The organism is Microbacterium kribbense (genome assembly GCF_039537285.1).
Lineage (GTDB): Bacteria > Actinomycetota > Actinomycetes > Actinomycetales > Microbacteriaceae > Microbacterium > Microbacterium kribbense.
On the sequence record NZ_BAABAF010000007.1, the window covers coordinates 326,415 to 342,914 of the forward strand.

General features: G+C 68.8%; 14 protein-coding genes. 10 read left to right on the top strand and 4 right to left on the bottom strand.

What is annotated here, in order from left to right; genetic code table 11:
• Positions 1-24: 24 nt before the first annotated feature.
• The gene (locus ABD705_RS10925; protein WP_344783459.1) at positions 25-1,395 is read right to left on the bottom strand and encodes an aminomethyl transferase family protein; all 1,371 of its coding nucleotides are present in this window, start codon (positions 1,393-1,395) and stop codon (positions 25-27) included.
• Positions 1,396-1,666: 271 nt separating this feature from the next.
• On the opposite strand from ABD705_RS10925, the gene ABD705_RS10930 reads away from it, so the two are divergent.
• From ABD705_RS10930 to ABD705_RS10950, 5 genes are read left to right on the top strand one after another with little or no spacing between them, the layout of a single operon-like run.
• Positions 1,667-2,449 (top strand): ABC transporter ATP-binding protein, encoded by a 783-nt coding sequence (locus ABD705_RS10930; RefSeq protein WP_344783461.1) that lies wholly within the window; start codon positions 1,667-1,669, stop codon positions 2,447-2,449.
• Complete coding sequence (locus ABD705_RS10935; protein WP_344783463.1) at positions 2,436-3,146, top strand: ABC transporter ATP-binding protein; 711 nt, start codon at positions 2,436-2,438, stop codon at positions 3,144-3,146. Before ABD705_RS10930 ends, ABD705_RS10935 begins: the two co-directional genes overlap by 14 nt.
• A gap of 3 nt (positions 3,147-3,149) precedes the next feature.
• The gene (locus ABD705_RS10940; protein WP_344783465.1) at positions 3,150-4,031 is read left to right on the top strand and encodes a branched-chain amino acid ABC transporter permease; all 882 of its coding nucleotides are present in this window, start codon (positions 3,150-3,152) and stop codon (positions 4,029-4,031) included.
• The gene (locus tag ABD705_RS10945; RefSeq protein ID WP_344783467.1) at positions 4,031-5,107 is read left to right on the top strand and encodes a branched-chain amino acid ABC transporter permease; all 1,077 of its coding nucleotides are present in this window, start codon (positions 4,031-4,033) and stop codon (positions 5,105-5,107) included. The genes ABD705_RS10940 and ABD705_RS10945 overlap by 1 nt, the downstream gene beginning before the upstream one ends.
• 2 nt (positions 5,108-5,109) lie before the next feature.
• Positions 5,110-6,366, top strand: coding sequence for an ABC transporter substrate-binding protein (locus ABD705_RS10950; protein ID WP_344783469.1), 1,257 nt, complete (start codon positions 5,110-5,112; stop codon positions 6,364-6,366).
• Positions 6,367-6,427: 61 nt separating this feature from the next.
• On the opposite strand, the gene ABD705_RS10955 is transcribed toward ABD705_RS10950, so the two are convergent.
• Positions 6,428-7,075, bottom strand: coding sequence for a GntR family transcriptional regulator (locus ABD705_RS10955; RefSeq protein ID WP_344783470.1), 648 nt, complete (start codon positions 7,073-7,075; stop codon positions 6,428-6,430).
• A 267-nt stretch (positions 7,076-7,342) separates the two neighbouring features.
• Between ABD705_RS10955 and ABD705_RS10960 the strand changes: the two genes are divergently transcribed.
• Positions 7,343-8,854 (top strand): aldehyde dehydrogenase family protein, encoded by a 1,512-nt coding sequence (locus tag ABD705_RS10960; protein WP_344783472.1) that lies wholly within the window; start codon positions 7,343-7,345, stop codon positions 8,852-8,854.
• A gap of 112 nt (positions 8,855-8,966) precedes the next feature.
• Positions 8,967-11,240, top strand: coding sequence for an ABC transporter ATP-binding protein (locus tag ABD705_RS10965; protein ID WP_344783474.1), 2,274 nt, complete (start codon positions 8,967-8,969; stop codon positions 11,238-11,240).
• A gap of 53 nt (positions 11,241-11,293) precedes the next feature.
• On the opposite strand, the gene ABD705_RS10970 is transcribed toward ABD705_RS10965, so the two are convergent.
• On the bottom strand, positions 11,294-13,177 hold the full coding sequence (locus ABD705_RS10970) for a phosphoenolpyruvate carboxykinase (GTP) (protein WP_344783476.1): 1,884 nt from the start codon (positions 13,175-13,177) through the stop codon (positions 11,294-11,296).
• A 127-nt stretch (positions 13,178-13,304) separates the two neighbouring features.
• On the opposite strand from ABD705_RS10970, the gene ABD705_RS10975 reads away from it, so the two are divergent.
• Both ABD705_RS10975 and ABD705_RS10980 read left to right on the top strand, forming a co-directional pair.
• On the top strand, positions 13,305-14,744 hold the full coding sequence (locus ABD705_RS10975; RefSeq protein WP_344783478.1) for a helix-turn-helix domain-containing protein: 1,440 nt from the start codon (positions 13,305-13,307) through the stop codon (positions 14,742-14,744).
• Between the two features lie 209 nt (positions 14,745-14,953).
• Positions 14,954-15,076 (top strand): hypothetical protein, encoded by a 123-nt coding sequence (locus tag ABD705_RS10980; protein ID WP_344783480.1) that lies wholly within the window; start codon positions 14,954-14,956, stop codon positions 15,074-15,076.
• Positions 15,077-15,200: 124 nt separating this feature from the next.
• Here ABD705_RS10980 and ABD705_RS10985 read toward each other — a convergent pair whose 3' ends face one another.
• Positions 15,201-15,407, bottom strand: coding sequence for a hypothetical protein (locus ABD705_RS10985; protein WP_344783482.1), 207 nt, complete (start codon positions 15,405-15,407; stop codon positions 15,201-15,203).
• 384 nt (positions 15,408-15,791) lie between these two features.
• Between ABD705_RS10985 and ABD705_RS10990 the strand changes: the two genes are divergently transcribed.
• Complete coding sequence (locus tag ABD705_RS10990; protein WP_344783484.1) at positions 15,792-16,499, top strand: GntR family transcriptional regulator; 708 nt, start codon at positions 15,792-15,794, stop codon at positions 16,497-16,499.
• Position 16,500: the final 1 nt, after the last annotated feature.

A 16,500-nucleotide genomic window follows, 5' to 3' on the forward strand; every position in this document is an offset into this window, starting at 1 on the left:
CCCGCCGCCAGGCTACGCGTCCGGTCAGGAGTTGGCGCGATACACCGTCCGCGCGTACTCGTGGTACGGCGCCGGCGCGACGGTGGCGCGGATGCGCACCTGGCGGTGGTTGGCATCGACCTGGGGCTTGTGCGAAATGGGGTCCTCGCCCCAGACGATCTCGACCTCGGTGCCGTTCTCGACGTCCAGGTCGAGGGTTGCCAGCGACATGTAGAGCTGGTCGAAGGCGACATAGCCGGGGTCGGTCGAGATGCCCACCTGTGCACCGCCAGAGAGCACCTGGTCCATCTGGAACAGCCCATAGCGCGCCTTCGGGAACTCCAGGAACTTCGCCGGCACTCCGGGCTCGACCTGCGAGCGGACCACGGCGGCGACATCCTCCGCATTCCACAGCAGGGTCACCTTGCGGTGGGTCTGGTTCGCGGCGATCTTCTCCAGCGCCTCGCGACCGTGGAAGTCGTGGTCGAAGCGCACCGACTTGCCCAGCCCGATGTCGAACGGGGTCATGTAATAGTCGTGGATGTCGGTGGAATACAGCGATCCGCCGATCGATCCGGCCCGGGCCGCGGGCAGCCACTCGCGGTACTCGGCGAAGTCGTCGTCGAAGATCGCCGGGAACGGGGTGGGCACCCAGCCCGACTCCAGCGGCGACGACGAGTACGCCTTGGCGCCCACGCGCCGGATGTCGTGCTCGGCGCCGGCCTCCATCAGCGCGTTCAGCACGACCTCGTTGTCCTCCCACGGGCCGTAGAACTCGAACCCGGGCTGGCCGGCCATGCCATGGCGCAGCGCTTTGACCTGCCGGCCGGCGATGGTGACCTCGCCGATGTGGAAGAACTTGATCTCGGGCACTGGACCGCCGAACACCTTCTCCATCACCTCGTCGGCGCGCGGGCCCTGCAGCTCGTAGCGGTAGAACGTGGGCGGACCCTGGCGCATGTTCGAGTTGGCCTCGAGCCGGTGGTGCACGTCCTTGCCCGCCGCCTCGGCCTTCTCGGCATTGAAGCGCACCCAGTCGATCAGCAGGTGGTGCCCGATCAGCACGAGACCCTCGGGGCCCTCGGAGTTGTAGAAGAGGATGCCGTCGCCGATCAGGTAGCCGTCTTTGTTGACGGAGATCAGCTGCTTCGCCACGCCCGGGCGGAAGGTCGCGAAGGTGTTCGGCGAGATCGTCGACAGCATCGGGATCAGATCGGCGCCGTGCAGGAACAGCTGGGTCATGTGATGGGACTGGTCCATCAGCGCAACCGTGGAGTTCCAGGCGCGCTGCTCGTCGCGCCAGTTCGTGAACTCGGGTGCGACGGGGAAGGTGAACGCCGGCCAGTCCTGATTGCGCAGCACCTCAACGGGGTTGCCGACGCGGGCGATGGCCTGTGCGAGAGATTCGGATGTCATCTTCGAGCTTCCTTTCGGGGTCACCGGAAGCGTAGGCACGGGTACTGCTCTTCCTCGAGGAGTTTCCGTTCAGCAGAATCACTCACCCCGATGACCGCCCCTGTCCGCAACACTTCGATAGGGCGTGGTGCGCGTTCGCAACGAATGGGTAAAGACTGAGTAGGCTCGAACCAAAATCGTTGACAATCCCAGCGCGAATCCGTAGCGTCCCTTGCACAGGGATCTCATCCCGTGTTGTTGCGACGAGGCACCCGACTCGGAAAGGCAGGCAATGGCCGCTCGATTGACCCTGGATGGCATCAACCTGCACTTCGGCGGTGTGCAGGTGCTGGAGGGCGTCAGCTTCGATGTCGAGCCCAGCCAGATCTTCGGGTTGGTCGGCCCCAACGGGGCAGGCAAGACGTCGCTGTTCAACTGCATCAGCGGCCACTACCGACCCAGCAGCGGATCGATCACGATCAACGGCGCCGAGGTGCGCGGCATGCGGCCCTCACTGCTGGCCCAGCACGGCCTCGCCCGCACCTTCCAGCACCCCGCACTGCAGCTGCACGAGACGGTGCTCGAGAACGTGCTGCTCGGCGCCCACACCCGCCTGCCCGGCGGACCGGTGGGCTGGTCGCTGCGGCTGCCGCGCACGAGCCGTTCCGAACGCGCGATGCGCACCGAGGCACGCGACCTGCTGGAGCGCAACGGCCTCGGCTGGGCCGCCGACGTCCGCGCCGACGAGCTCTCGCACGGGCTGCACAAGGGCATCGAGCTGTGCCGCGCCCTGCTGTCCAGGCCGCAGCTGCTGCTGCTGGACGAGCCGGCCGCCGGGCTGCCGCACGGCGAGGTGGAGCAGCTCATCGCCACCGTGCGCCGGCTGCGTGATGAAGAGGACATCACGATCGTGATCGTGGAGCACAACATGGGGCTGATCGGGGCGCTGACCGACCACGTCGTCGTGCTCGACCACGGTCGCAAGCTGATGGAGGGCACCGCCGCCCAGGCGCAGGCCGACCCGCGGGTCATCGAGGCCTACATCGGGAAGGACGCCGCGGATGCCGCTGCTTGAGCTCGAAGACGTCACCGCCTTCTACGGCCCCGTCCAAGTGCTCGAAGGCGTGTCGCTGACCGTTCCCGAAAGCGGTGCCGTCGGCATCCTCGGTGCGAACGGGGCCGGCAAGACCACGACGCTGCGATCGATCAGCGGCACGGTGCGCGCCGAGGGGCGGATCGTCTTCGACGGCACCGACATCCGCGGGATGCGGCCGGACAAGGTGGCGGCGCTGGGCATCGCGCACGTGCCGGAGGGCCGCGGCACGCTCGGCGATCTGACGGTGCGCGAGAACCTGCGCGTGGGTGCGTACCTGCGCCGGGACCGCAAGGCCATCGCCACCGACATCGACTACTGCCTCGACCTGTTCCCGCAGCTGCAGAGCCGCATTCGCTCGAACGGGTCGGCGCTGTCCGGCGGCGAGCAGCAGATGCTGGCCATCGGCCGGGCGATCATGGCCCGGCCCCGGCTGATGCTGCTGGACGAGGCGTCCCTGGGCCTGGCACCGAGCACCGCCAAGAACGTCTATGAGGCCATCGGGCGGCTGCGCCGAGAATCGGGCATCGCGATGCTCGTGGTCGAGCAGAACGCCAACCTCGCCTTCACCCTCGTCGAGTCGGCCACCGTGCTGGAGACCGGACGCAATGCGCTGACCGGCAGCACCGCCGAGCTGCGGGGCATGGACGAGATCCGCCGCGCATACCTGGGAGGCTGACCGATGGGGACCTTCATCCAACTCGTGGTCGACGGCCTGTCGACCGGGTCGATCTACGGCGCACTGGCGCTGGCGATCGTGCTGGTGAGCCAGGCCACCGGCCTGATCAACTTCGCGCAGGGCGGCATGGCCGTGCTGTCGGCGTATGTCGCGTGGTGGTTCACGACGCTCGGCCTGCCGCTGATCCTGGCGATCCTGCTGGCGGTGCTGGTCTCGTTCGTGATGGGCGCGCTCATCGAGCGGTATCTGATGCGTCGGTTCGAGCGCGGCGACCCCGACACCGCGGTGGTGGTCACGATCGGTCTGCTGACCCTGATCACCGGCGTCTGCGGCTGGCTGTGGACATACAACAACCGGCAGTTCGCCTCGCTGTTCTCGCTGGACACCGTGCAGGTGCTGGGCGCCTCGATCAGCGTGCGCTCGATCGGCACGATCGTCGTGATCGTGGCGATGATGCTGCTGCTGCAGGCGATGTTCGTCGGCACGAAGCTCGGTCTGGCGCTGCGCGCGGTGGCGATCAACCCGCAATCCGCCTCGTTCTCGGGTTTGCCGGTGGGGCGCCTGCTGATGGTGGGCTGGGGCATGGCGGCCGTACTCGGCGCCGTGGCCGGGGCCCTGGTGGCGCCGCAGCTGAGCCTGACCCCGGGGATGATGGACACCGCCCTGGTCTACGCGCTGGCCGCGGTGATCCTCGGCGGCCTGACCAGCCCGATCGGCGTCGTGGTGGCCGCCTGGCTGATCGGCGTGCTGGAGAACCTCGCCGCCGCCTACCTCCCCTTCATCGGCTATGACCTGAAGGTCGCGGTGCCGTTCATCCTCATCTTCGTCGTGCTGATCGTGCGGCCTCAAGGTCTGTTCGGCCGGAAAGTCGTGGTGCGCGTCTGATGTCCATCACCTCTGCTGTGCACACGCCCCTGCTGCGGCGCCCCTGGGTGCGCTGGGTCGCCGCACTGATCGTGGTCGTCGTCCTGGCCATCGCCCCGCTGATCCTGCCCGAGTTCGCCAACCTGACCGTCGCCCGCATCGGCGTGTTCGCGGTGGGGGTGCTCGGCCTGAACGTCGTGATGGGCTACACCGGCCAGGTCTCACTGGGTCAGATCTTCTTCGTCGGGGTCGGCGCCTACGTCACCGCCTACGGCGTGCAGCACGAGTGGAACATCGCGCTCGTGTTCATCGCCGCGTGCGTGATCCCGGGGGTCATCGGCCTGCTGGTGGCTCTGGCCGCCGCCCGGCTGGGCGGACTCGCGATCGCCATGGTGACCATCGCCCTGCCGATCGTCGGCGTGCCGCTGGCCAAGCGGCTGGAAGAGATCACCGGCGGCTCGCAGGGGCTGTCCTCGCGGTTCTCGGATGCCCCGGCCTGGAGCGGTCTGTACGACGACCAGTGGCAGCTGTACATCGTCATCCTGCTCACGGCAGTGGTTTTCCTGCTCACCCGCAACCTGGTGCGCGGCAAGTACGGGCGCGCGTTCGCGATCGTCAAGGGCAACGAGGCGGTGGCCTCGTCGATGGGCATCTCGCCCTATCGGTACAAGGTGCTCTCCTTCACCGTGGCATCCCTCATCGGAGGTGTCGCCGGGTTCATGTACATGTTCGTGATCCAGTACACCTCCCCCGAGACGATGAGCTTCATCCACTCGATCAACCTGCTGGCGGCCATGGTCATCGGCGGCGCGGCGAGCATCTTCGGTTCGCTGCTGGGCGGGGCGTATTACGTGCTGATCCCTCAGCTGGCCAACATCGTCGACCCGAACCTGACCGCGGTGCTGCAGGGTGCGATCCTGCTCGCGGTGCTGTTCCTGCTGCCCGGCGGCCTCGTGTCGCTGCCGCGTGTGCTCTCCCGGTTCACGCGCCGCACGCGCGGTGGGTCCGCACCCAGTCCCCAAGCCACTCCGCCCCAGGCCCCCGAATTGGCCGCAGCGGCGGAGGGAACCCCAACAGAGAGGCAAGGTCAGGCATGAACATGCGAAGGACAGCAAGGAATGCCGTCGGCATCGTCGCCGTGGCAGCCGTCGCGCTCGCACTCGCCGGGTGCGCCCGTGGCGGCACCGACAACGGCGGTGGCGGCGGCAGCGCCGCCCCGACCAGTCCCGGCGTGACCGACACGACGCTGACGATCGGCATCACGACGCCGCTGAGCGGCGCGACCGCCGGTCCCGGCACCTGCACGGTCGCCGGCGTCACGGCGTACTTCGGCGCGAAGAACGCTGACGGCGGCGTGAAGTTCGGCGACGGCAAGACCCGCAAGATCGAGATCAAGGCCCTCGACGACGGCTACGACCCGCAGAAGGCGAAGGCGAACTACGACCAGCTCAAGGACAGTGTGTTCCTGATGGGCATGGGCCTGGGCACGCCGACCAACCGCGCCTGGCGCGAAGCGGCGACCGCCGACAAGGTGCCGCAGGTGCTCGTCGAGACCGGTGACCCGATCTTCAGCGATCAGTCGCAGAGCCCCTGGCAGCTCGGCTTCGTGCCGACCTACCTAAACGAGGGCGAGGCGTTCGGCAAGCTGCTGGCCGCCTCCGGCAGCGACCACAAGGTCGCCGTGCTGTCGCAGAACGACGACTACGGCAAGGGCTACGTCGAGGGGTTCAAGAAGGGCATCGAGGGCGCATCGAACATCACGATCGTCAAGGAGCTCACCTACGAGGCCACCGACACCTCGGTGGACGGCCAGCTCACCGAGATGGCGGCCACCAAGGCAGACGTCTTCTTCAATGCGATGTCGATCACCCCGCTGGTGATCTCGGCACTGCAGAAGGCGCAGCAGCTGAACTGGAAGCCCAGCTGGTTCCTGCCCTCGAACACGTCGAGCCCGGGCGCGATCCTGACACCCGGAAAAGCCTCGGCCTTCCCCGGCGTGTACTCGGTCGCATTCTCGGCATCGGCATCCAGCCCCGCGTTCGCCGATGACGCCGACATGAAGGCATTCCTGTCGAATCTGAAGACGTACGCGAACTACCCGGATGTGCCGGCGTTCCCGCACTGCATCTGGAGCTACATGAGCGGTGCCGTGCTCGACCAGGTGTTCCAGAAGATGACCACGCCCACCCGGGATGAGTTCATGAAGGAACTGCGGACGATCTCGGACTTCCAAGCGCCGCTGATGCTGCCCGACACCGCGGTGGACACCACCGTCGACGGTCAGCCGGCAGTGTCGAGCGTGGTCGTGCAGAAGTACAACGGCAAGGGCTACGACACGGTCAGCTCTTTCGGATGACCCGATAGCTGTCCCACCTCACAGCGGCGAACGGCCCGGCGGATCCGCCGGGCCGTTCGTCTCATTCCTGGCTGCGCAGCACCGCGATGATCCCCGCCAGGTGCACCCGGGTCGCATGGTCGGCGGCCTCCGGGTCGCGCGCCAGGATCGCGTCGATGATGGCGACGTGCTCGGGTGCCGACAGCGTCGCGCGCCCCGGCAGGAAGCTCAACCGGAACTGATGCCGGGCGGACTGCGCGCGCAGTCGCTCGAGAAGTCCGATCGCGGTCGCGTGCCCGCTGGCATCCCAGATGACCCGGTCCAGCTGCTGGTTCAACCGCGAGTACTGGATCAGGCTGCCCTCGTGCATCGCGTCCAGGATGCCGCCGCGCAGCTCCCGCAGCACCGCCGCATCCTCCGCGGTCAGCGACTGCGCGGTCTTGCGTGCGACCAGCGATTCCAGCTCCATGCGCACCTCGACGATCTCGACCGCCTCGGCCACCGTGATGGCGCGCACCCGCGCACCCCGGTTGGGCAGCCGTTCGATCAGCCCCTCGTTGGCGAGGTTCAGCAGTGCCGTGCGCACCGAGGCACGCGATGCGCCGAAGCGCTCGCTGAGGTCGGCCTCGATGAGGCGCTGGTGCGGCGCGAACTCGGCATCCTGGATCGCTTCACGCAGTTGATGGGTGAGGTCCGCGGACACGTCCGCGCCCTGTTCGATCGTCGTCATGGCCGCCGTGCCTCCTAGGAACCGTGCCGCTGCGGAGGGCGTTCTCGCGCCCAGTCCGTGTTCCGAGGATAACGCGGACTGAAAGTTGTCAACGATATTCGTGATGATTTTGTCGCGAGTCTTGAATACCGCCGCACAGTGCGGGACGATGGAGTCACCAGCTTCCCGAGAATGCGGCGTGGGCGGCCCCGCGCACGCGGCATCAGCGCGGAATCATCGCGCACACCTGAGTGCGCGAACAGGCACGGCACACGAAGGGTGATGGGGATGTCTGAAACAGCAGAAGCGGTCGGCACCACGATGCAGGGGGTGCGCACCGGGTTGTACATCGGTGGCCAGGAGCGGTTCACCGACGAGGTGCTCAAGGTCGCCGATCCGGGCAAGCCTGGCGTGATCGTGGGCGAGGCGGCCTCGGCGTCCGCGCAGGACGTGGCCGATGCGGTCGCCGCGGCCAAGGCCGCGTATCCGGCCTGGTCGGCGCTGAGTGCGACCGACCGGGCGGCGGCGATGGCCACCGCGATCGCCGGGATCGGCGATGATCGCGACGCCGATGCCGCGATCCTCTCGCAGGAGAACGGCAAGATCCGGTTCGAGGCGTGGGTGGATGCCCTCGTCTTCGAGATCCGGTGGAACCTGACCCTGGGGGTTGCCGACCAGGTCGACACCACGCAGACGCTGCCGGTGGTTCCGGGGGCCATCCCGGTCTCGACCGAGATCGCATACCAGTCCCTGGGCGTGGTCACCCTGATCGTGCCGTTCAACTGGCCGATCGCGATCCTGGGCGCGTCCCTGCCAAACGCGCTGCTGGCCGGCAACAGCGTGATCGTGAAGGTCCCGCCGACAACCCCGCTGGCGATCGCCCGGGTCGTGCAGCGGGTGGCCGAGAAGCTGCCCGCCGGCGTGTTGAATGTGATCAGCGGCAAGGACGAGAACATGTCCGGCCTGATCCAGAACCCCGACGTGGCGAAGATCTCCTTCACCGGGTCGGTGCCCGGCGGCAAGCGGATGATGGAGATGGCATCCAAGACCCTCACCCGGGTGACCCTGGAGCTGGGCGGCAACGACGCGGCGGTGCTGCTGGACGACGCGATCCTGGACGACGAGCACCTGGACCGGCTGTTCGCCTCGATCTACGACACGACCGGACAGATCTGCATGAATGCCAAGCGGGTGTTCGTGCACCGGTCCCGGATGGACGAGCTCGTGGCCGGGCTGACCGCCCGGCTGGAGAAGGTCGTGCTCGGCTACGGACTGGATGAGGGCACCACGATGGGCCCGCTGAACTCCGGCGCGCAGAAGGCATTCGTGGCCGACATGATCCAGGAGGCCAAGGATGCCGGTGCCGACGTGCGCGAATTCGCGGAGCTGCCCGGAGGCGATCTGGCCGGCGGCAACTTCATCCGCCCGGCGATCGTGATCGACCCGGCGCTGAACCTGCGGGTGGTCACCCAGGAGCAGTTCGGCCCGGTGATCCCGATCATCCCGTTCGACACCGAAGAGGAAGCCGTCCGGGAGGCCAACGACACCTGGGGCGGGCTGTGCGGGTCGGTCTGGACCGCCTCGCCCGAATCGGCGCAGCGCGTCGGATCCCAGCTGGTCTGCGGCTACGTCTGGGTCAACGACCACGGCGCGCCGCGCCTGGACCTGCGCGCCCCGTTCGGCGGCATGAAGAGCTCCGGATTCGGCCGCGAGCAGGGCATCGAAGGAGTCCGTGACTTCCAGGACACCCGCGCGATCGCCACGATCGACCCCGAAGCATTGGCGGCGATGCCGCACTGAGCACTCCCCCACGAGGGCCCGCGGCGCATCGCCGCGGGCCCTCGTGCGCGTGGAGACGCGCAGAAGAAGTACGGTCGTAGACAAGCCCCCTTTCGCTGACCGAGGTACCGCTATGTCACAGGCCGCACGTCCCCGCCGCAGATTCCGCCGACCCGAGGGTCCGCGGGCACGCCTGGGCCAGCTGCTGCCCTACATCTTCGAGCACAAACCGGTGATCACCGTCGTGATCATCCTCAGCATCTTCGGCGCGATCGCGAGCCTGGCCCAGCCGCTGATCGTCGGCCAGGTGATCACCCGAGTGCAGTCCGACCGGCCTCTGGGCACCCTGGTTCTGGTACTGGTCGTGCTCGTGGTGGTGGCGTCGCTCATCTCGGGGTTCCAGCATTATCTGCTCCAGCGCACCGGCACGGCCGTGGTGTATTCCAGCCGACGGCGGCTGATCGCCCGCATCCTGCACCTGCCGATCAGCGAGTTCGACTCGCGGCGCACCGGCGACCTCGTCTCGCGCGTGGGCACCGACACGACGCTGCTGTACGCGGTGCTCACGCAGGGGCTGGCCGACGCCGTCGGCAATGCGCTGCTGTTCGCCGGCGCGATCATCGCGATGGCCATCATCGACCCGCTGCTGCTGGTGCTGATCCTGGTCGTCATCGGCGCCTCCGTGGCGGTGGTGGGGGCCCTGGCCGGCCGCATCCGGCGCGAGACGCGCGTGCAGCAGGAGATGGTCGGCCATCTCTCATCGGGCGTGGAGCGCGCCATCGGATCGATCCGCACCATCCGGGCATCCGGCGCCGCCGCGCGCGAGCAGGCGTCGATCACCGACATCGCGGCGCGGACCTTCGACGTCGGCGTGCGGATCGCGAAGGCATCGGCACTGGTGGTGCCGGTCGCGGGCATCGCACTGCAGGTGTCGCTGCTGGTCGTGCTCGGCGTCGGCGGGTTCCGCGTCGCGGCCGGCGCCATCACGATCGCCTCGCTCGTGACGTTCGTGATGTTCCTGTTCATGCTGATCCAGCCGCTGGGCACGTTCTTCGGCGCGATCACCTCGGTCAACCAGGCCCTCGGCGCGCTCGGGCGCATCCAGGAAGTGCTCGAGCTGCCCACCGAGACGCAAGACGACGCCGCGATCGCGGCGCAGTTGGCACCCTCGGCGGCACCTTCGGCGGCACCCTCGGCGGCATGCCCTGCGGCCCCCTCGGCGGCACCCTCGGCCGAGCCGAGGAGATTCGCTGAGGCGAGGACGGATGCCGCGGTTTCGGTCCTCGCTTCGGCAGATCCCCTCGGCCGGGCCGAGGGGTGGGGCGCGGAGCGGAGCGAGGAGCAGGGCAGAGAGCGAGCCGCGGAGCGGAGCGAGGAGCAGGGCAGAGAGCGAGCCGCGGAGCGGAGCGAGGAGCGGGGTGCAGAAGGGGCCGAGGAGCGGGGTGCAGAAGGGGCCGCGGAGCGGGGTGCAGAAGGAGCCGCGGAGCGGTCCGCGGCTGCGGCATCCCCTGCGGCGATCGCGTTCCGCGACGTGCACTTCCGGTACCCGACTGCGGTCGTGCGGGCACGCCGCACGGCCGAGTCCGAAGCCCTCGCGCTGCTGGAGTCCGCGCGGGTGGACACCTCCGGCGTCTCGCTGCCGGCCGCATCAGACCCCGCAGAGTCGGCGGACCCGACCGCGCCCGAGGGCGTCGGGGACGGCGCCCGGCCGCGCGCCGACGCCGACGCCGAGGTCCTGCGCGGCGTGTCGTTCAAGGTGCCGGCGGGGGCGCGCGTGGCGCTGGTGGGCCCCTCGGGCGCCGGCAAGTCGACCGCGCTCGCGCTGATCGAGCGGTTCTACGACCCCACCTCCGGCGCGATCCTGCTGCACGGGCAGGACGTGCGGATGCTGGAGCGCGGCGCGCTGCGCGAGCAGCTCGGCTACGTCGAGCAGGATGCCCCGACCCTGGCCGGTTCGATCGCCGACAATCTGCGCCTGGCCAGTCCCGAGGCATCCGATGAGGACTGCGTGCGCGTGCTGCACGCGGTCAACCTCACCGAGGTGCTCGAGCGCAGCCCGCTCGGAGTGGATGCACCGGTCGGCGAGTCGGGGGTCATGCTCTCCGGCGGCGAGCGGCAGCGCCTCGCGATCGCACGGACGCTGCTGGCCGCTCATCCGATCCTGCTGCTGGACGAGTCGACCTCATCGCTGGACGGCGTCAACGAGCAGCGGATGCGGGAGGCCATCGACGCCGTCGCGCAGGGCCGCACGCTGATCGTGATCGCCCACCGCCTGTCGACGGTGGTCGATTCCGACCACATCGTGGTGCTCGATCACGGGCGGGTGATCGGGCAGGGCACGCACTCCGAGCTGGTGGCATCCACTCCGCTGTACCGCGACCTTGCCAAGCACCAGCTGCTGGTGTAGCGAGGCGCTGCTGGTGTAGCGAGGCGCCGCTGGTGCAGCCGAGCGCTGCCGGATCAGGCCTGGGCGGCCTTCTTCAGGCGGTAGCGCAACGCCGACAGCTCGGCCTGCAGTGCCGCCGGGATCTTGCCGCCGAAGGTCGCGTAGTACTCCGCCGTCAGGTCGGCCTCCTGCTGCCAGGTCGCCGGGTCGACGGCGAACAGCTCGCGCAGGTCGTCGTCGGACACGCTCAGGCCCTCGAGGTTCAGGTCGGTGGGGCGCGGCAGGCGGCCGATCGGGCTGTCCACGGCGGGCACGGTGCCGTCCACGCGGCGGATGATCCAGTCGATCACGCGCGAGTTGTCGCCGAAGCCGGGCCACAGGAAGCGCCCGTCGGTGCCCTTGCGGAACCAGTTGACCTGGAAGATGCGCGGCGCCTTGTCGAAGCGCAGCTTCTGCCCGACGTCCAGCCAGTGCCCGAAGTAGTCGGCCATGTTGTAGCCGCAGAACGGCAGCATCGCGAACGGGTCGCGACGCAGCTCGCCGACGGTGCCCTCAGCGGCGGCGGTCCGCTCGGACGAGATGTTCGAGCCGAGGAACACGCCGTGCGTCCAGTCGGTGGCTTCGACCACGAGCGGCACGTTCGTGGCGCGGCGGCCGCCGAACAGGATGACATCCAGCGGAACGGCCTCTTCCCAGTCACCGGCGATCTGCGGGCACTGCGCGGCGCTGACCGTGAAGCGCGAGTTCGGGTGGGCGGCGGGGCGGCCGGATGCCGGCGTCCACGGGTTGCCCTGCCAGTCGATCAGCTCGGCCGGCGCCTGGTCGGTCAGTCCCTCCCACCAGACGTCGCCGTCCGGGCGCAGCGCGACGTTGGTGAAGATCGTGTTCCCCCACAGCGTCTCGACCGCGGTGACGTTGGTCGACTCGCCGGTGCCCGGCGCGACGCCGAAGAAACCGGCCTCGGGGTTGATGGCCCACAGCCGGCCGTCCTCGCCCGGACGCAGCCAAGCGATGTCGTCCCCGATCGTCTCGACCCGCCACCCGGGGATCGTGGGGCGCAGCATGGCCAGGTTCGTCTTGCCGCACGCCGACGGGAACGCCGCCGCGACGTGGTAGGCCTTGCCCCGCGGGTCGATCACGCGGATCAGCAGCATGTGCTCGGCGAGCCATCCCTCATTCCGGCCGATGACCGACGCGATCCGCAGCGCGAAGCACTTCTTGGCGAGGATGGCGTTGCCGCCGTAGCCCGACCCGTAGGAGTACACCTCGAGCGTGTCGGGGAAGTGCGCGATGTACTTCTCGTCGCTGCACGGCCAGACGACATCCTGCTCGCCCGGAGCCAACGGCGCGCCGACCGAGTGCACGGTCTTGACCCACGGCGCCCCTTCGGCGATCAGCTGCGTGACGGAGTCGCCGACGCGGGTCATGATGCTCACGGATGCCACCGCGTAGGCACTATCGGTGACCTGCACGCCGATGTGCGAAAGCGGGCCACCCACGGCGCCCATCGAGAACGGGATCACGTACATCGTGCGGCCGCGCATCGAGCCGGCGAACACGCCGTTCAGGGTGGCGTGCATCTGGTCCGGATCAGCCCAGTTGTTCGTGGGGCCGGCGTCCTCTTCGCGCGCCGAGCAGATGAAGGTGCGCGCCTCGGTCCGGGCGACGTCCTTCGGGTTGGAACGGGCCAGGTAGGAGCCGGGCCGCCACTCCGGGTTCAGCTTGATGAGCTTGCCCTCGTCGACCATCTCGCGCAGCAATGCGTCGTTCTCGGCGCGCGAGCCGTCGATCCAGTGGATGCGGTCGGGCTCGGTCAATGCCGCGATCTCGTCGACCCACGCGATCAGAGCGGCCATACCCGGCCCGTCATAATCGGGCTGGCGGCCGAAGTCGCGCACGTCGCGCAGCGGGCGGATGCCGGTGGATGCGGTACGGATGAACGATTCAGCAAGGGCCATGGCTGCTCCCATCAGATCGCGTGTCCTGGTTCGGATCACGCCTGTTTCTCCAACTATTTCAAGGGATTAGCACTCTTTCGCGAGATTTCAGTGCAAAGAACATCGATTCTTTCGCTATCATCAAGGAATGGTCTCCGCCATCGAACTCACGACCCTCGGGCATCGCATTCGGCATCATCGCCTCGCCCACTCGCTGACCCTTGACGAGCTGGGCGCGCAGGTCGGCGTCGCCGGCAGCCATCTGAGCCTGATCGAGAACGGCAAGCGCGAGCCGAAGCTGTCGCTGCTGCAGGAGATCGCGCGGGTCACCGGCACCGATGTCACGGACCTGCTGTCGGCCGAGCCGCCGAACCGGCGTGCGGCGCTGGAGATCGAGTTGGAGCGGGCGCAGGCCGGCACGCTGTTCCGGCGGCTCGGCATCCCTCCGGTGAAGGTCACCAAGGGGATCGGCGACCAGACGCTGGAGTCGATCCTGGGGCTGCACCGCGAACTGCAGCGCCGCGAGCGCGAGGCCATCGCCACCCCCGAGGAGGCGCGCCGGGCCAACACCGAGCTGCGGCTGCGGATGCGCGCACAGAACAACTACCTGCCCGATATCGAGCACCTCGCCGAGAAGCAGCTGAAGGCGGCCGGGCACGTCGCGGGTGCGCTCACGCATCGCACGGTCAGCATCATGGCCGATCAGCTCGGCTTCGAGCTGATCTATGTGAGCGACCTGCCGCACTCGGCCCGGTCGGTGACCGACCTGGAGAACGGCCGCATCTATCTGCCGCCGGCATCCATCCCCGGCGGCCACGGCCTGCGCTCGATGGCGCTGCAGGCAATGGCCCACCGGCTGCTGGGGCACCAGCCGCCGACCGATTACGCGCACTTCCTGGAGCAGCGCCTCGAGATCAACTACTACGCCGCCTGCTGCTTGATGCCCGAGACGGCATCGCTGGCGTTCCTGCAGCAGGCCAAGAAGGACCGCAACCTCGCGGTCGAGGACTTCCGCGACGCGTTCGGCGTCACGCATGAGGCAGCCGGGATGCGGATGACCAACCTGGTCACCGAGCACCTGGGCATGTCGCTGCACTTCCTGCGGGTGGACGGGGCGGGCACGATCTCACGGGTGTACGAGAACGACGACCTGCCGCTGCCGATGGATGTGACCGGCGCGGTGGAGGGGCAGCTGGTGTGCCGCAACTTCTCGGCGCGGTCGGCGTTCGCCGAGCGCAACCGCACCACCGAGCACTACCAGTACACCGATACCCCGGCGGGCACGTTCTGGTGCGCGACGCAGACCGGCTCGACGGCTGACGACGAGTTCTCGATCACGGTGGGTGTGCCCTTCGACGATGCGAAGTGGTTCCGCGGGCGGGAGACGCACAAACGCGGGGTGTCGACGTGCCCGGACGAGGCCTGTTGCCACCGGCCGGACCCGGACCTGACGGCGCGCTGGCAGGACAAGGCGTGGCCGAGTGCGCGGGTGCACATGCAGATGTTCGCGCCCCTGCCCCGCGGGGCCTTCCCCGGGGTGGATGACGCCGAGGTGTACGCGTTCTTGGACAAGCACGCGGCGGAATAGCCGGGGCAGCCCTGCTGCGCGCGCTCGGGCATGGGTAGGCTCCCAGGCTTCGGAGATGTGACGTACCTCGGATGAATTCCCACCGAACCGTCCGAGGTTGGGGCCATCCTCCGAACTCTGTGCGTCCCCCGCCGCGGGCGGGACGGTCCCGACCGACAGGTCGGCCGCCCACGCCTGTCGACGCGTCGCCCGCGGCATCCACCGCGGTGATGACGATCGAGTGCGTGCCGGCCGGCGAGGCTCTCGGGCGGGTCGCGCCGCCGGCCCGCATGATGCCGTCGATCGTCGCGCTGACGGTGCACCTGATCCGGTCGCAGCGCAGGTCGGCATGACCGCCTGCGTCACGTCGCGCGAGTCCGTGCATGGAATGTCGGCGCTGGATATGCCTTCGAGCGTTCCCGTGCGATGAAGCGGCCTGAACGCCCTGGAGCTGTAGGGGACCCGCGTGCCCGCGCGTCAGCAGGCGATGAACCGGGCGTAGCGCGCGAGGGCGGCAGCCACCTCCGCTTCCGTTGCGGCACCGGCCGTGAGCACCTCGGGCACCGGATCGTCGGCGTGTCGGCCGACGGCCCCAGAGTGCGACCAGACGCCGACGACGATGCCGTGCGCAAGCAGGATCGGCCGCACCATGCCGTTCTTGCCCGGCCCGATGACAGCGGCCACGCCGGGTGGGCATGCGCGTGAACGGTCAGTGTACGAGAGAACTCCTGGGCTTGCACGGCCAGCATGTGAGCCGCAGCACCCGTCACCGTCACCGCCGGCGCCGACAGCCGATGCGAGCGCAGACGTAGGGCGCGCAGGCGATCCGGCGACATTACTTCATTCTGCCGCGCAGGTGCGACATCGAGCGGACGAGCAGGTGGCCCACGGCGCCCCAGCGAGCACCGGAGACTCAGGCCGGACAGCGTTGCCTGCCGGAATGAGGACGCCCGGGGCACATCCGGTCCTCATCGGGCCAGATCTCCTCGCTTCGGCCCCCTCCGAGTGCGCGCGGACTCGGCCGGTCGCGTCGCTCACAGGGCGTCACCCAACGCCACCGATGACAGAATGGAGGGCGTGCCTGCCGCAGAGACCACCGAGTCCGAGACCGCCCGGGTGACGCGGCAGATCCGTGATGACATCGTGGACCGCGTGCGGGTGCCCGGCAGCAAACTGGTCGAGCGCGACCTGGCCGCCGAACTCGGTGTGAGCCGGGTCCCGGTGCGCGAGGCGCTTAAGACCCTGGTCGCTGAGGGTCTGGTGACGCTGCGCCCCCGCACCTGGGCGATCGTGCGCGAGTTCACACCAGCCGATGTTGCCGACCTCAATGAAGTGCGCTCCGCGCTCGAGGTGCTGACGTTCCGACTCGCAGCAGACCGGCGCAGTCGCGAAGGATTGGGCCGGCTGCGGGCAGTACTGGAGCGCGAAGTCGCCGCGGCGCGGGAAGACGATGACGCCGCGGCGCGGCGTGCCGCCGCCGATTTCCACGAAACCGTTACCTCGATCGCGGGCAACGATCTGCTCTTCGAGATCGACACCCTGCTGCGCAGCCGTATCCGCTGGCTACTCGTGCAGCATGAGAAACTTCAGGATGTGGTCACCGAGCATGAGGCGCTCTACCAGGCCATCGCCCGGCGCGATGTCCGGAGCGTCAGCGAACTGATCCTCGCGCACATGGGCAACATCCGCTACCTCGACGACCCGACGTGGCGTGATGAGGATCCAGTACTCCGAGGCGCCCCTCACGCCGCCGACGACTCGCGCCCGGGTCGGTAGG

What these genes read in the sequence shown, in the direction of transcription:
- ABD705_RS10980 (WP_344783480.1), top strand. Translation starts at nt 14,954, where the DNA reads ATGACGATCGAGTGCGTGCCGGCCGGCGAGGCTCTCGGGCGGGTCGCG.
- ABD705_RS10975 (WP_344783478.1), top strand. Translation starts at nt 13,305, where the DNA reads ATGGTCTCCGCCATCGAACTCACGACCCTCGGGCATCGCATTCGGCAT.
- ABD705_RS10950 (WP_344783469.1), top strand. Translation starts at nt 5,110, where the DNA reads ATGCGAAGGACAGCAAGGAATGCCGTCGGCATCGTCGCCGTGGCAGCC.
- ABD705_RS10925 (WP_344783459.1), bottom strand. Translation starts at nt 1,395, where the DNA reads ATGACATCCGAATCTCTCGCACAGGCCATCGCCCGCGTCGGCAACCCC.
- ABD705_RS10965 (WP_344783474.1), top strand. Translation starts at nt 8,967, where the DNA reads ATGTCACAGGCCGCACGTCCCCGCCGCAGATTCCGCCGACCCGAGGGT.
- ABD705_RS10970 (WP_344783476.1), bottom strand. Translation starts at nt 13,177, where the DNA reads ATGGCCCTTGCTGAATCGTTCATCCGTACCGCATCCACCGGCATCCGC.
- ABD705_RS10990 (WP_344783484.1), top strand. Translation starts at nt 15,792, where the DNA reads ATGGAGGGCGTGCCTGCCGCAGAGACCACCGAGTCCGAGACCGCCCGG.
- ABD705_RS10945 (WP_344783467.1), top strand. Translation starts at nt 4,031, where the DNA reads ATGTCCATCACCTCTGCTGTGCACACGCCCCTGCTGCGGCGCCCCTGG.
- ABD705_RS10940 (WP_344783465.1), top strand. Translation starts at nt 3,150, where the DNA reads ATGGGGACCTTCATCCAACTCGTGGTCGACGGCCTGTCGACCGGGTCG.
- ABD705_RS10955 (WP_344783470.1), bottom strand. Translation starts at nt 7,075, where the DNA reads ATGACGACGATCGAACAGGGCGCGGACGTGTCCGCGGACCTCACCCAT.
- ABD705_RS10960 (WP_344783472.1), top strand. Translation starts at nt 7,343, where the DNA reads ATGTCTGAAACAGCAGAAGCGGTCGGCACCACGATGCAGGGGGTGCGC.
- ABD705_RS10930 (WP_344783461.1), top strand. Translation starts at nt 1,667, where the DNA reads ATGGCCGCTCGATTGACCCTGGATGGCATCAACCTGCACTTCGGCGGT.
- ABD705_RS10935 (WP_344783463.1), top strand. Translation starts at nt 2,436, where the DNA reads ATGCCGCTGCTTGAGCTCGAAGACGTCACCGCCTTCTACGGCCCCGTC.